Source organism: Curtobacterium sp. 458 (genome assembly GCF_030406605.1).
Lineage (GTDB): Bacteria > Actinomycetota > Actinomycetes > Actinomycetales > Microbacteriaceae > Curtobacterium.
Map to the genome: position 1 here is coordinate 1,317,432 of NZ_CP129104.1, position 14,168 is coordinate 1,331,599.

The window sequence follows — 14,168 nt, forward strand, 5'->3', positions numbered from 1 at the left end:
ATTTGTCAGATTGACAAGTACCGGGTCACGGAACGGGAACCTGCACCGAGACCAGTTCTCCGTCTCCGAGGTGCACGATCGCCGACCCCGGCTGGACCCGGTCGACCACGGAGCTCCGGGGCAGGCGCATGCCGAGCAGGTCGCCCTCAGCGATCGCCTGCGGGCTGAGGAGCGCGCCCGAACGCGCTCGCTTCATGTCGACCTGCCAGCCGGTGAACCCGACCCCGAACTCGGCGGTCAGTCCGGCTGCGACGATCGCCTGGCCGCTGTCCGACGCGCGCTTCACGAACCCCTGCAGCCACGTCTTCGCCGGCGCGTCCTTCACGAGTTCGGCGTCGTCGATGACGAGCACGCGTCGGCCGGGCTGGTCGTCGAACCACGGCGCGAGGAGGTCGTCCGTGATGTCGGTGCCCTCGTGCACGGCGAGCACGCCCGGTTCCGATGCGAGCGCTCGCAACGGCGATTGCCGCGGGGTGACGAGGACGACCTGGCCTCCGGCCCGAAGGACCGACCGAGTGATCGAGAGGAGCACCGAGCTGCGGCCGGACTTCGCCGGACCGCCGATCGCGAACGAACCGGCCTGCGCGAGGTCCGGGCCGATCGCGGCGAGGTCGTCGCCACCGATGCCCACGAGCCCGAAGAGGTCGGTGTCGTCAGTCCGCATCTCCCACGCCCGGTCGAACGGCACGGGGCCGCTGAGCTGGTCGACCCGGAACGGCCGACGCGAGCGCTCGACTCCTGCGTCCCGCCCGGTCGCGAACGTCGCCAAGGCCGTGATGGCGGCGGCCTGCGCCTGACCCGTCCCGGCGGCGGCGAGGAGGGCGATCTGCGTCTCGACGGCGGTCTCCGAGCTGAAGGCCCGACCGTCGGGGATCTGCTCCGGCAGCTTCCGTGGGTTCAGTGCCGCGAGGCCGTAGTCGCCCCGGTCGGACAGGCGCAGCACGAGCTTGTCCTCCACCAGGGTGGCCATCCGGCTCGAGAGCAGCTGCCGGTCGCCGGTCACGACCAAGTGGATCCCCACACTGGCGCCCTCGCGGAGCATGGTCATGACCTGATCGGTCGGTGCACCGTGGTCGAGTTCGCCGAGGGATCCGACGAAGCCCTCCCACCGGTCGAGCATGAACACGATGTGCGGCAGCCGGTCGGCCGGTGAGACCGCCGCGGCGCGTTGCTCGACGATGCTCGCGAACCCGCCGTCGGCGAGGACCTGCTGGCGACGGGCGAGCTCCTGCGTCAGCTTGGCGAGGAGCCGCTGCGCCCGCTCGGTCTGCACACGCTGGACGACCGCGCCGGCGTGCGGCAACGCCTGGATCGGCAGGAGCGCACCGTTGCCGCAGTCGAGGGCGTACACGTGCACGTCTGCCGACGAGGTGTTGCGGGCGACGGCCGCCGCGATCGTCCGGAGCACCTGGGACCGTCCGCTGCGCGGTGCACCGACGACGTAGAGGTGGCCGTCGGTGTCGAGGTCGAGGCTGCGGACGCGCTGGGCCTGTTCGCCCGGGAAGTCCTGCAGGGCGAACGGCAGCGGGTTCACGCGCGACGAGGTCGTCGAGGGGACGTCGAGCTCCCACGCGGAGTCGTTCACGTCGGTGAAGAGCAAGGACTCCGGCAGCGCGTCGAGCCACGGACGGTACGGCTCCGGCCCGCCGAGGGTCTCGGCAGCACCCGCCACCGCGGCGACGAGCTCCTGGAGGTCCGTCCGGTCGTCGTCGGAACGGTCCTCGGACTTCGGCGGGGCAGGGGGCGGTGTGCCGAGCGAGGACCACGACACCGAGCCCGCCCACACCGCCCGTCGCCGGTTCGACGTCGTGCCCGGACGGCGGCCCCCGACCCGGCCGGACTGGAACGGCAGCAGGGCTCCGGCACCGAGACGGATGTACCCCCGACCGGGCGTGCTCTTCTGGATCTGCGCGGCGTCCCCGGCGTCGATGACGTCGGTGCTCTCGCTCGAGTCGGTCACGCGGAGCGCGATCCGCAGGTTCGTGTTCGCCCGGATGTCGTTCGACACCACACCCGTCGGTCGCTGCGTGGCGAGGATGAGGTGGATGCCGAGCGATCGCCCGCGCTGGGCGATGTTGACGAGGCCGGCGACGAAGTCGGGAAGCTCCCGCACCAGGCTGGCGAACTCGTCGATGACGATGAGCAGCCGCGGCATCGGGGGCAGCGGCTCACCCCGGCCGAGGCGCTCGACGTAGTCCTCGATGTCCTTCGCGGCGGCCTCGGCGAGCAGGTGCTCGCGGCGGCGCAGCTCGGCTCCGAGCGACTCGAGCGCCCGCTCGACGAGGTGTGTGTCGAGGTCGGTCACCATCCCGACCGTGTGCGGCAGCGGCGCGAAGTCCCGGAAGGCGGCCCCGCCCTTGTAGTCGATGAGGACGAAGTTCATCCCCTCCGGCGTGTTCGTGGCCGCGAGCGAGGCGACGATCGTCTGCAGGAGTTCGGACTTCCCCGAGCCCGTCGTGCCCGCGACGAGTCCGTGCGGACCGTCACGCCGGAGGTCGAACGCGAAGGGCCCGTCGAGGCTCTCGCCGACCACGACCTCGGTCGTCCGGGGGCGGACGCCCCACCCGCCCGTGATCGCCCTCGCCGTCGGCGGTTCGAGCAGCATGACGTCGAGCAGCCGCGAGGACGTCGGGAGCCCACCAGCATCGCGCTCGTCGTCGGCGTCGACCATCGGCGCGATCGCCCGGGCGACCGATTCGAACCAGCCGTCCGGCACCCGGTCAGGGCGGACGTCGGTGATCGTCGCCTGTCGCTGGGCGGCCACCCGGATGCGCTCGGAACCCACCGTCACGACGACCGAGCACTCCTCCGGCAGCAGCCGGGCCTCTTCCTCGATGCAGATCGCCCGCACACCGACGGCGGGGCCCTCCTTGAGGATCCGGATGAGTCCGGGCAGGGCTCGGAGCCGCCGGGCGCCGTCCAGCACCACGACGACGTCGGGCCCCGCAACGACCCGCGCGCCGGACTCCCGCAGCGCTCGCTGTCGGGAGTCGATCACCTGCCCCAGTTCCGCCACGCGGGCGCCGAGCGTCTCGGCATCGTTGCCGATCGCGATCACCGCGTCCTGCCCGAAGCCCGGGCGCGCCTGCGGCACCCAGCGGAGCCATGCCCACTCCGAGGACGACTGCGCGTCGGTCAACACGACGAACTGCGTGTCCCGGGGACTCTGCAGCACGGCGAGCTGCGCGACGAGCCACGACGTGAGGTGCTTCGTGTGCTCCTCGCGCCCAGCGATCCCCACGACACCGTGCTCGACGAGGTCGACGACCACGGGGACGTCCTCCGCCAGCTTGTCGACCGCACGACGGTGCTCCAGCGCAGCCGGGTCCTCCAGCACCACGCCGGACGGCACGTCCGCCGTCCCGACGCGCAGCGTCAGGTAGTCGGGGTCGGTCCGGCGACGCTCCCACAGGCGGGCGCGGCGCCGCAGGGCGATGTCGAGCACCGTCGCCGGGTCGGGCGCGCTGGTGCGGGACTCGCGTTGGTACCGGGCCACGGCCTCCAGGGCGTCCGCCTCGACCGCTCGCTTCGTCTCCTCGTACTCGGCCACGCGCTGCCGGTGCGTCTTCTTGCCGTTCCGGCGGTCCCACCAGGCATTGCCGAACATGATGATCGGCGACATGAGGCCGAAGGCCAGGTAGGCGACGTTGTGGAAGATCGAGATCATCACGGCCGCCATGCCGAGCGGCGCCAGCGCCGCGATGATCGGGATCGACCGTCGCGACTGCTGCCCCGGCGCGGCCGGCAGCTTGAAGACCGTCGGAGTCTCCTCCGGTAGCAGCCGCGGCGGCCGCGTGTAGTCGAGGGTTCCGCCACCCGGCGTCAGCGTGATCGCAGCGCGGTCGGCGTCCGGCACCGCGACGGACAGGAGCGTGTCGCCGATCGCGACGACGCCCCCCGGCTCGACCGGGGTCTCGACGTCGACCTCTGCCCCGTCGACGAGGACGCGCGAGCCCCGCGTCGGGATGATCGTGAAGCGACGGTTGAGGTCGAGCCGCAGCACCGCCGCGTACTCGGGAGCCGTGCGGTCCGGCAGGTGCACCGTCGCATCCGGCGCGGACCCGACGTGCGCGACCCCCGCGTCGAGCACCACGACCGTGCCCGCACCCGGGCCGCCGACGATGCGGACGCTGGGCAGGTCGGCCGGGAGCGGGAGGACCGGTGCGGGTGCGCCGAACGTCAGTCGGGCCCCCTCGAGCAGGACGCCGTCACCGAGGCGGGCGTGCGGGGTCGTCGGTACCGCGTCGACGGCGACCTCGACGATGGACTCGGCGCTCAGGCCGAACCGGCGGGCGACGATCTCGACGACCTCGCCGAGGACGGTGTCCTCGTCGCACTCCGCCACGAAGTCGGCAGTCGCGTCGGTCGGTAGGTGGGTGGCGGTGAACGTCAGGCGCACCGCTCGACCGTGGCTGACCGTGCAACGGTGACGCGCGCCGAGCGCGCGGCCGGTCTTCGCAAGATCAGAGGACGCGTACACGAAGTCTCGAGAGAAGACGGCCTATCGGCGCTTCCATGATCTCCGCGTCCCGCGGTCCGACATCCACCTTGACCTGCACGAGCACCTGCTGGAACGGGAAACTCGCGACCCAACCGTGGGGAGCGTGTTCCCGCGAGATCGTGGAACGCAGACCCGACGAGCCCGTGGGCGAACGCCAGGGCTCTGGTTCAGCGATGCTGACCTGCTTCAAGGACGGCATGGCAAGTTCTCGAAGTGCATCATCGTCATGAGTCTCCGATTCGCGCCAGTGAAGTCGGACGGGCAAGAACGCTGCGGGAAGGGCGGCGCGCAGGACGAAAGCGCGTTCGTCCGGGCTGGTCATCACCGCAGCTGCCGCGAGAGAAGCCTGAATGGGAAACTGCTCTGGGTCCTGACGCAGAAAGCGCTTCGGGAGAACCGAACGCGCGGCGCGTGCTGACCACTTCTCGATTACTCGGTCGGACGCCTGCTGCAGATCGTTCGGTACGACGACCCATTCATCTTCGACGTCCTGCGCTTCGATGCTGATCAACTTGATCCTTCTTCGTTCGTGTTGACGATGCTGATCGCATCAACGAATTCCATGACGGCGGATGCGTGTCGCACAAGAGCTCCGAAGTCGGCGTTCGCGCAGAGCACCGAAACGACGATCTGACCGGCTCGGAAGCCGAAGGCAAGGGAGCCATCGAGCTCTCGCCCGGGCCCTCGCGATCGGAAACCGACCGCGCGGACACCTCTCCCGAGCTGCACAGCAGCATGTGGTTCGACCTTCGGAGGTTCGACCGTGTTCCCGAGCGATCGTCGGACGACTTCATCGAGGTCGAGCTCGCACGTCGGGATGTCAGTCGTGAAACGCACTCGAACGGTGGTCGGTGAAGCTGCCATCGAGGGAAGGTGGACGGCAACCAACTCATCCGAGTTCGAAGGAGCCAACGCCTCGAGGGTCAACTCCAGCCACGCCCGCATGGCGTCGTCCATCTGTTCGCGCGGAGCAGTGGATGTGTGCCAGTGCTGGATGCGTTGCGCACGAGTCGGTCCGTCTTCGTTTTCGGCGAACAGCCAGTCTGATGCATCGAGCTCGATTCGCAGCATGGCTCGCTGGGGGTCCGCGTCAACCACGAATGTCCTCCGGGGACGGGAGGACACGTCCGTCTGCATCCGCCCAGCGGAAGGTTGCGAGGAGTGCACGGAACAGCGTCAAGAGCGCCTCGTTCACGTGGCGCTCCGCGTGCCGCAGTTCTTCGAGCACCTCTGGGTGCTCGGAGACGACGGTGAACACGATCGCGATGATGAAGTCGGCGTGGCCGGGGACTTCGATGAACGCCCCCGTCGAACTCAGCACCCGAGCCGAGCGGTCTACCGGCGGTGCAGCGCTCTCCAGGGGAACGAGAACTGCGGCCGTTCGTGCGACTTCGATCACCTCTGCCCCTGGTGCCAAACTGCGTGCGAGAAGGATGTCCGAGGTGGAATGGCCGTCGGCAACCGTCATCGATACCCGCGAGATCGTCATGCTTGCCGCAACCGAAGTGCCCGGCAGCGGGCCAGCCGTCATGTAGCTGTCCAGCACGCTCTGCGTGTGATCTGCGGCGCGAGCCTCCTCGAACAAGGTTCCTACCTCAGCCCGCCACGAATCGCTCGCCTGAGTCGGTGCTGGAACCGCCTCGAGAGTGCGCTCCATCCACGTGGCGTAGTCGCCTTTCGGAACGTGTAGCCACCCCGCAGGGAGTGCGAATGTGTACGACTCCGGGACCGTGTCGGTCATCGCGTGCGTCAGAACCGCGGGCCGATCGGCGCGGTTGCCCAGTGGTCGAATTTCTTCCAGAGCGGAATGTAGTCCTTGGCCCAGCCGAATCCGTCGAGCCCGACTCCGGTCCAGCCGACTCCGATCCCCGTGGCCAGGACCCGCTCGAGCCGCGCAACGGCGGTCGGGCTCTGCCCCACAGCACCTACCTGCGATCGACGGATCCATTGCACCATGTGCGCGAGTTCTTCATCCCCTGCCGCAAGGAAGCGGTACTTGTCGTAGATCCCTTCGCGTGGGATGCGACTGTAGCTCCGAGCGACACGTTGGAACGCGGCGCGTTCCGCCATCCCGTCGGACACGATCGACTGCACGCGAGAACGGGCGACTGCGTTGACCGCGGTCCGTCCCGCAGACACGGCGAGCTTGCCGGCACCGAACGTCAGGAGGCCTACGGCATCAAGCGCAACATCGGCCCAGGAGCCCGTGCCCGCTGCGGCTTTGGCGACATCCCCCGCGGTAGCGAGTGCCATCACGCTCAGAGCGAGCACGCCGAGCCATGTGGTGAGCGGGAAGAGGAGTGCTGCGATCGCGAGAACGGTACCGGCGAACTGGGCGACCTTGAGGACCACCGAGATCCACTCGTCGTTGTCCTTCATCCACTGCTTGAAGTCGTCCCACGCGCTGTCGTCCAGACCGTCGTCGACGCTGTCGTCGATCTTCGCGATCGCGCGTTGCGCCGCGGTCTCGAGTCCTTCGAGCGCGGACCGCATCATGCTCGCTGCGCGCGTTGCCTCGGCCTGGGCGCTCTCGGCCCGACTCCGCTGCGTGTCCGAAAGAATCTGGTACTCCTGCTGCTGATCCGGGTCGGTCGAGGAGTTGGCGAGGTCTTGGTAGCGATCCCGGGACCGAGTAGAGGATCGAGCCTCCGTCTGGCTCTGGTCGTGCAGGTGGCTGGCAGACGAAGCTTCGTCGATCGCTGTCGAGAGTGCGCCGGCGTACTCGTTCAACGCGTCGCCTGTGCCGGAGTACCGACCCTCGGCACCGCCGAGCTTGTCGGCGAGATCCCCGGCCTTCTTGAGGAACGCCGTGACCGCCTTGCTTTCAGAGTCAGAGTTGTCGAGTCTTTTCAAGGTGCTCGCGGCACCGCTGATCGCGGAGGCCACCTGGTGGTACTGGCGCGCCATGGCCTGGACAGCGCTCGGGTCACCGGTCGGACCTGACGCGAGCGCGCTCACTGCTCACCCGCAATGGACTTCACGAGTTCGGTCTCCGAGTCGTCGAACGCGTTGTCGATGGTGAGCGCCATCTTCGCGAGCTTCTCGATCGATTCGCTCAGGTCGCGGCGGTGGCTGTCCCACCCCGACGAGAAAGAGCGGATCCGTCTGGCGAGCTCGGGGTGGCCGACGGCATCGGCCGCGTCGCCCGAGTGCTGGTCCGCGTTGTCGAACTCGTGCTTCACTGCACTGAGGTCGCTCCAGAGGGACTCCATCTTTGCGCCTCTGTAGCGCAGCGTTCCGCCTGCCACTGTCTTCCTCTTCCCCCGGGTTCACGCTCGTGCTGCAAGTGTCGCCGCCCCTGCGGCGAGAGCGGCGGCCGGCACCCCCAGGTGCCGGCCACCGTCGTGCAGAGCCTGACTAGCCGATGCTCGACGCGAGCTGCTCGTCCGTGGACTCGAGCGTGTTCGCGGCGCTCTCGAGGAAGCCGGCCATGCCGTCGATCGCCTGGATCGTCTGCGTCGCGCCGGAGTTGAACTCCGAGTACGTCCCGTCGAACGCCTTCGACGACTTGTCGGTGACGTAGCCCGACGACACGAGGTTGTCGATCTGGCTCTTGAGCTGGCTCAGCTGGTCCTCGATGGCCTTCTGGCCGTTGCGCAGCTGCGAAGCCTGGTTGCGGAGATCGTCGTAGGTGACATTGACGTTTGCCATGTGCATACCCTCCCGATGCGGTATCTGATGTACTAGGACGATACTGGTTTCCGACGAATCTCGCACCAGGTGGGGACAGGAAGCAGGACGAGGGGTACGCCTTGGCACGACGTTGCAAGGAGGAGCGGACGCCGGAGCGTCCGGTCGTCACGCACGCCGAGGTCGAGCGTGACCGGCAGGCCGGTCACCTCTCCCGCGCGTGGGTCCTCCCGAGGGTTCCGGTGCCGGACCGCGAGCCGGACGTCGAGGTGCACACCGAGCCGTCGCTCCCGACGATCGGCGTGGCGCCGCGGGTCGTCCTCGAGGTCGCGCCGGGCAACGTCGTACCGCTGGACCAGCCGGTGGTCCTGGGCCGCAAGGTGGCGACCGCCCCCGGTCGGCGGGCGGTACTGCTCGACGACCCCGGGCGCTCGGTCTCGCGCGAGCACGCGGCGGTCCGTCCGACGGGTGGCGGCGGGCTCGTGGTCGAGGACCTCGGTTCGGCGAACGGCACCGTGGTGGTACGGGCTTCCGGTGCGCGGGAGCCGAGCGTCGGCGGCGCGCAGGTCGTCGCGCGACCCGGGGACGTCCTCATGGTGGGCGACTACGCGGTCCGCGTGCTCGCCGGCTGACGCCGACGAGCAGCCCGCCGCATCGCCCGGACCAGCAACGGCCCCGGCAGCCGCAGGAGCCACCCCGGCACGAGCGCGCGCACGACGCGGAGCACCCGCACGGCCCGCTCGTACCGCCGCCGCTCCCGAGGCCCCCACGCGAAGCCGTACCCGGCCCGGATCCGCTCCGGCAGCATCCCGACGGTCACGACCCGCACGAGCGGCATCGCCGCCCGCACCCACCAGGGCGCGAACCGCGGGTGCAACAGGTCGCGGACGACACCGCGCGCGTCGTCGGTGACGGTCAGCCCGTCGCGCGTCTCCACCCAGTACCGGTCGAACGCGGCCACCGACCTCGGCCAGCGTGACGGCGGCACCCGGAGCGCGGTCCCGATCGGCGCGTAGGCCTGCAGGACCTCCTCGGCCCGGACAGCGAAGACGTCGGACCCGAAGGCAGCGTGCGCCTGCCGCGCCGAGTCGAAGAGCGTCGCGGCGACCCAGAGCTGCCGGTCCACGTCGTCGGCCCCCGTGACGGGCACGTGCGCGCGGTTCACGAAGGAGGCCGCGATCGCCGCGTCGGCGGGCGTACCCGAGACCACCGCGAAGACGAACGACAGGGTGTGCGCGAGCCGCTGCTGCGGCCGCCGCGCGAAGTCGGAGTGCCGTCGGACCCCGGCCGCGACCACGGGGTCCGCGATCTGCAGCAGGATGGCGCGGCCGCCGGCCGCCACGGGCGTGCTGTCCGCCAGCAGGCGACGGAACGCGCGATCGCGAGTGGACGCCGGACGGGAGGCACGGTGCGGGTCGTGCGCCGTGCCTCCCGTCCGGTCGGTGCCCGTCGACCGCTCAGTCGTCACGTCGTGCCCGCCGCTGTCGTGCACGGGGCGAGACGTCCACCCAGACCGCCGCGACGAGCGCGGCGAGGCCGACGGTGGTCGCGACGACGAGGAAGGTCGTGCTCCCGACGTCGTCGCGTGCCGCCGAGAGGAGCGCCGCGACCGTCCAGATGGCGGGCAGCGGCCAGAGGACGCCGGTCCCCGCGACGACCGCCGCGAGGACACCGACCGCGAGGAGCGCGAGCCAACCGAGGTTCCCGGCCGTGCAGGCGGGACCGAACGTCTGCGGTCCGCACGCCGTGACACCGGACCGGACACCGAGCGTCGCTGCCGCCGCGATCAGCAGCAGGCCCGCGACCGACACCAGCCGCGCGGTGCCGGGGTGTCGGCCGAGGCGCTGCCGGAGTCGGGAGATCACGCCCCGATGCTAGTCAGCACGATGCTGGTCAGCGCCGGTGTCAGAGCGGCTTGGTGCCGAGGTCGTTCCCGAGGTCGGGGTGGTCCTCGTCGCCCTCGTGCTCCCACAGGTCCGGAGCCTCTTCGCGCTCGGCGCCGCCGGTCGGGCCGGACGCGGTCCCGTCGCCGGGCTGCGGCTCGACGGTCTCGCCGCCGACCGCGTCGTTCGTCACGGTCTCGAGTGCTTCCTCGCGGTCGTCGACCTCGTACGGGCCGGTGTGCTCGGTGTCCACGTCGTCGTCACGGAAGCCCTCCGTGTCGGGGCCGTCGTTCGGGGTGGTGCCGGGGTCGGTCATGGCGTTCCTCTCGTCGTGTGGGTGTCCTGTCTACGCGCGGCCCCTAGGCGGACACGAAGCGGACGTCCCCGTGGTCCTCGTCCGATGCGTCGTCGAGCCCGAGCTGCTGCGCCAGACCCTGCTCGTCGGTGGCACCCCAGCGCTCGACGATCTTGCCGTCGCGGAACTTCGCCACCTGGATGCCGCGGACCTCGAACGACTTGCCGGTCGGCTCGTGCCCCTCGAACGGGCCGGAGTGGGTGCCGCGGATCGTGAACACCGCGGTGACGAAGTCGTCGGTGACGACCAGCGGGTCCGGGGTGAGCTCGAGGTCCGGGAACGCCGTCGTGAAGTCCTGCCAGAAGTCGACGATGCCCGCGAGCCCGGGGGCCTGGCCCGGCGCCGGGTCGTGGTCGACGACGTCCTCGGCCCAGACCTCGCCGAAGCGGTCGAAGGCGCGGTCCTGGATGATGCCGCCGAGGCGCTCCTGCGCGGCCTGGTTGACGTCGGTGCTCATGTGGTGTTCCTCTCGTCGTGGTCTTCCTGCGTACGCGACGGAGGTCGGAGCGACCGGATGGTCCGGGGGACGGGTGTCCGGTGCACGCACCGGGCCGGCCTGGAGGCGCGGCGAGCGGGCCGGGTTCGGGTCGCGTTCACCGTGTGGTCACCTCCACGACACGGCGGCGGTGCATGCTCACGGTGCTCGGGGGAGTGGAGCGCGGTCGCCGACGGGTGGTCGAGCGGCCGCGCCTTCCCCTGCGAGCCGGCTTCCCGCCACCGCGGTGTCGCGATCAGACGCGCTCGAGCAGGTGGCGCTCCTCGACGTCGGCGAGAGCGAGCGTGCGGTAGCCCGCCGACTCGAAGAAGACCGTGAGGCGGTCGTCCTCGGTGCTCATCACGGTGCCGCGGCCCCACTCCGCGTGCTCGACGGGTGCGTCCGGTGGCCACGACGCGTCGTGGGACCCGTCGGCGGAGTGCGCGGCCGCGGCGGTCCCGGCGCTGCAGGTGTCGCAGTTGCCGCACGGCTCCGCGAGCTCGTCGCCGAAGTACCCGAGGAGGAACTGGCGACGGCACTCGTCGGTCTCCGCGAACCGGCGGATCATCGCGATGCGCGACTCCTCGATCTGCTCCCGCTCGGCCGCGCGGTCCTTCGCGCGCCCCGCCGCTGCCTCGGCGGTGGTCGGAGCGCCGTCCGCGCGGCGGACACCGTCCGGGCCGTCGACCAGGACTCCGGCCTCGACGAGGGCGTTCGCGGCGCGCCCTGCGGTCCGGGTGGCGAGACCGGACCGCTCGGCGAGCCCGGACCGTGCGACGACCCCGTCGGCGGGGACGGCGTCGAACACGGCGCGCAGGGTCGCCGGCCGCGGGCTCCCGGAGGCGAAGAAGCGCCGCAGGCCGAGGTCCTCCGCCCGGTAGTGCATCGTCGCGACCCCGGGCTGGCCGTCGCGTCCCGCGCGCCCGACCTCCTGGTAGTAGGCGTCCACCGACTCCGGCACGTCGACGTGCACGACGAAGCGGACGTCGGGCTTGTCGATCCCCATGCCGAACGCGCTCGTCGCGACGACCACGTCGACCTCGCCGTCCAGGAACGCGTGGTGGACGGCCTCGCGGTCACGGACGCGGAGGCCCGCGTGGTACGGCATCGCGCGCCGCCCCGTCTCGACGAGCACGTCCGCGTACTCGAGCGTCTCCGCGCGGGTGGCGACGTAGACGATGCCGGCGCCCTCGAGCCCGGCGACCTGCTCGGCGACCGCTTCGCGCTTGTCCTCGGCGTCGGCGTGCCGCACGACCTCGAAGCGCAGCTCCGGCCGGTCGAACCCGGTGGCGAGCACGAGCGGGTCGCGCATCCCCAGGCGTTCGATGATCTCGGCACGCACCGGGGACGACCCCGTCGCCGTCATCGCGAGCACCGGTGGCCGACCGAGCCGTTCGACGACCTCGCCGAGGACGAGGTAGTCCGGGCGGAAGTCGTGGCCCCACGAGGACACGCAGTGCGCCTCGTCGACGGTCACGAGGGCGACCCCGGCAGCACGGAGCCGGTCGACGACCTCGTCCTTCGCGAGCTGCTCAGGAGCGAGGAAGACGTAGCGGACCTCACCGGACTCGACCTGCGCCCAGGCGTCGTCGAGGTCACGGCGCGAGTGGGTCGCGTTCACCGTCACGGCGCGCGGGGCGTCGGGGTGGTCCTCCAGCCCGACGACCTGGTCCTCCTGCAGGGCGACGAGGGGCGAGACGACGACCACCAGTCCGTCGAGCGCCAGTCCGGCGACCTGGTAGATCGCGGACTTGCCGGACCCGGTCGGCATCACGGCGACGGCGTCGCGGCCGCCGAGGACCGCGTCGATGACGGTCTCCTGCGCGGGTCGGAGGTCCCAGCCGAAGACGTCGGCGGCGCGGGTACGGAGTTCGTCGAGCACCCGGTCACCCTCGTCCGGTGCCGCTGGGCGCCCGCCCGGCCATGCGCCCTGCGGATGCTGCCCTGCGGAGACGACCCGTGCCTCCCGGCCGCCAGCGCACCGCGCGTCCCGCGCGACCGCACCTGCCGCGCACCCCGCGTCCACCTGCCGGCGCTAGGCTGACCGCGGCCGTTGTCTCGACATCGAGCGACCCTCGATGTGGAGTGTGGCGACCGGGTAACCGATGCCGATCGCACGGAACGTGCGGGAAGAAGAACAGCGTGGATCTTTTCGAGTACCAGGCCAGGGACCTCTTCGAGTCCTACGGCGTCCCCGTCCTCCAGGGGATCATCGCCGACACCCCCGAGGAGGCGAGGGCAGCGGCCGAGAAGATCGGCGGCGTGGTCGTCGTCAAGGCGCAGGTGAAGGTCGGCGGTCGCGGCAAGGCCGGCGGCGTCAAGGTCGCGAAGACCCCCGACGAGGCGTACGAGCACGCGCAGGCGATCCTCGGCCTCGACATCAAGGGCCACACCGTGCAGCGCGTGATGGTCGCCCAGGGCGCGGACATCGCCGAGGAGTTCTACTTCTCGGTGCTGCTCGACCGGGCGAACCGCTCGTACCTCTCGCTCACGAGCGTCGAGGGCGGCATGGAGATCGAGCAGCTCGCGGTCGAGAAGCCCGAGGCCCTCGCCCGGGTCGAGGTGGACCCGCTGACCGGCATCGACGCCGCAACCGGTCGGGCGATCGCCGAGCAGGCCGGGTTCCCGGCGGAGCTCGTCGACCAGGTCGCCGACGTCTTCGTCAAGCTCTACGACGTGTACCAGGGCGAGGACGCCACCCTCGTCGAGGTGAACCCGCTCGTGCGCACGGGCGACGGACAGATCCTCGCGCTCGACGGCAAGGTCTCGCTCGACGAGAACGCCGACTTCCGGCACGAGGACCACAAGGCGCTCGAGGACACCGCGAGCGAGGACCCGCTCGAGGCCAAGGCGAAGCAGCACGGCCTGAACTACGTGAAGCTCGACGGCGAGGTCGGCGTCATCGGCAACGGCGCCGGACTCGTCATGTCGACGCTCGACGTCGTCGCGTACGCCGGTGAGCGCCACGGTGGAGTGAAGCCCGCGAACTTCCTCGACATCGGCGGCGGCGCCTCGGCCGAGGTCATGGCGAACGGCCTCGACGTCATCCTCGGGGACGAGCAGGTGAAGAGCGTCTTCGTGAACGTCTTCGGCGGCATCACCGCGTGCGACGCCGTCGCGAACGGCATCGTCGCCGCGCTCGGCATCCTCGGCGACTCGGCCACCAAGCCGCTCGTCGTGCGCCTCGACGGCAACAACGTGGAAGAGGGTCGTCGGATCCTGGCGGAGGCGGCGCACCCGCTCGTCACCGTCGCCGCGACCATGGACGATGCGGCCGAGAAGGCCGCCGAGCTCGCCGCGGCCGCGGCGTAAGGAGCCTGCAGA

The 14,168-nt window shown here is 70.8% G+C and carries 14 protein-coding genes; 2 read left to right on the forward strand and 12 right to left on the reverse strand.

The annotated features are described in order from the left end of the window. Window positions 1–25 precede the first annotated feature (25 nt). The 7 genes from QPJ90_RS06560 to QPJ90_RS06590 all read right to left on the reverse strand — a co-directional run bounded on the left by QPJ90_RS06560 (window position 26) and on the right by QPJ90_RS06590 (window position 8,152). Window positions 26–4,399, reverse strand: a complete 4,374-nt coding sequence (locus QPJ90_RS06560) for an FtsK/SpoIIIE domain-containing protein (protein WP_290133631.1) — start codon at window positions 4,397–4,399, stop codon at window positions 26–28. Window positions 4,400–4,463: 64 nt separating this feature from the next. Then, the gene (locus QPJ90_RS06565; protein ID WP_290133632.1) at window positions 4,464–5,012 is read right to left on the reverse strand and encodes a hypothetical protein; all 549 of its coding nucleotides are present in this window, start codon (window positions 5,010–5,012) and stop codon (window positions 4,464–4,466) included. Next, the gene (locus tag QPJ90_RS06570) at window positions 5,009–5,599 is read right to left on the reverse strand and encodes a hypothetical protein (protein ID WP_290133633.1); all 591 of its coding nucleotides are present in this window, start codon (window positions 5,597–5,599) and stop codon (window positions 5,009–5,011) included. Before QPJ90_RS06570 ends, QPJ90_RS06565 begins: the two co-directional genes overlap by 4 nt. Continuing rightward, on the reverse strand, window positions 5,592–6,158 hold the full coding sequence (locus QPJ90_RS06575) for a hypothetical protein (protein WP_290133634.1): 567 nt from the start codon (window positions 6,156–6,158) through the stop codon (window positions 5,592–5,594). Before QPJ90_RS06575 ends, QPJ90_RS06570 begins: the two co-directional genes overlap by 8 nt. Window positions 6,159–6,250: 92 nt before the next feature. Next, window positions 6,251–7,459 (reverse strand): putative T7SS-secreted protein, encoded by a 1,209-nt coding sequence (locus tag QPJ90_RS06580; RefSeq protein ID WP_290133635.1) that lies wholly within the window; start codon window positions 7,457–7,459, stop codon window positions 6,251–6,253. Beyond that, window positions 7,456–7,713, reverse strand: a complete 258-nt coding sequence (locus QPJ90_RS06585) for a hypothetical protein (RefSeq protein ID WP_290133636.1) — start codon at window positions 7,711–7,713, stop codon at window positions 7,456–7,458. The genes QPJ90_RS06580 and QPJ90_RS06585 overlap by 4 nt, the downstream gene beginning before the upstream one ends. 145 nt (window positions 7,714–7,858) lie before the next feature. Then, window positions 7,859–8,152, reverse strand: coding sequence for a WXG100 family type VII secretion target (locus QPJ90_RS06590; RefSeq protein WP_290133637.1), 294 nt, complete (start codon window positions 8,150–8,152; stop codon window positions 7,859–7,861). A gap of 101 nt (window positions 8,153–8,253) precedes the next feature. Between QPJ90_RS06590 and QPJ90_RS06595 the strand changes: the two genes are divergently transcribed. Further along, window positions 8,254–8,763 carry an FHA domain-containing protein gene (locus QPJ90_RS06595; protein WP_290133638.1) on the forward strand — a complete coding sequence of 170 codons (510 nt, stop codon included), beginning with the start codon at window positions 8,254–8,256 and terminating at the stop codon, window positions 8,761–8,763. Here the strand turns inward: QPJ90_RS06595 and QPJ90_RS06600 are convergent. The 5 genes from QPJ90_RS06600 to QPJ90_RS06620 form a co-directional block, all read right to left on the reverse strand. Then, window positions 8,736–9,599 carry an oxygenase MpaB family protein gene (locus QPJ90_RS06600; RefSeq protein WP_290133639.1) on the reverse strand — a complete coding sequence of 288 codons (864 nt, stop codon included), beginning with the start codon at window positions 9,597–9,599 and terminating at the stop codon, window positions 8,736–8,738. The genes QPJ90_RS06595 and QPJ90_RS06600 overlap by 28 nt on opposite strands. Beyond that, window positions 9,589–9,996 carry a hypothetical protein gene (locus QPJ90_RS06605; RefSeq protein ID WP_290133640.1) on the reverse strand — a complete coding sequence of 136 codons (408 nt, stop codon included), beginning with the start codon at window positions 9,994–9,996 and terminating at the stop codon, window positions 9,589–9,591. Before QPJ90_RS06605 ends, QPJ90_RS06600 begins: the two co-directional genes overlap by 11 nt. A gap of 40 nt (window positions 9,997–10,036) precedes the next feature. Then, a complete protein-coding gene (locus QPJ90_RS06610) occupies window positions 10,037–10,330 on the reverse strand; it encodes a hypothetical protein (RefSeq protein WP_290133641.1) in 294 nt (97 codons plus the stop codon). Between the two features lie 43 nt (window positions 10,331–10,373). Next, window positions 10,374–10,826: an ester cyclase gene (locus QPJ90_RS06615; protein ID WP_290133642.1), complete on the reverse strand. Its 453-nt coding sequence runs from the start codon at window positions 10,824–10,826 to the stop codon at window positions 10,374–10,376. Window positions 10,827–11,100: 274 nt separating this feature from the next. Continuing rightward, a complete protein-coding gene (locus tag QPJ90_RS06620) occupies window positions 11,101–12,726 on the reverse strand; it encodes a RecQ family ATP-dependent DNA helicase (protein ID WP_290133643.1) in 1,626 nt (541 codons plus the stop codon). Window positions 12,727–12,986: 260 nt separating this feature from the next. Between QPJ90_RS06620 and sucC the strand changes: the two genes are divergently transcribed. Continuing rightward, complete coding sequence (gene sucC, locus QPJ90_RS06625; protein ID WP_290133644.1) at window positions 12,987–14,156, forward strand: ADP-forming succinate--CoA ligase subunit beta; 1,170 nt, start codon at window positions 12,987–12,989, stop codon at window positions 14,154–14,156. The last annotated feature ends 12 nt before the right edge of the window (window positions 14,157–14,168 follow it).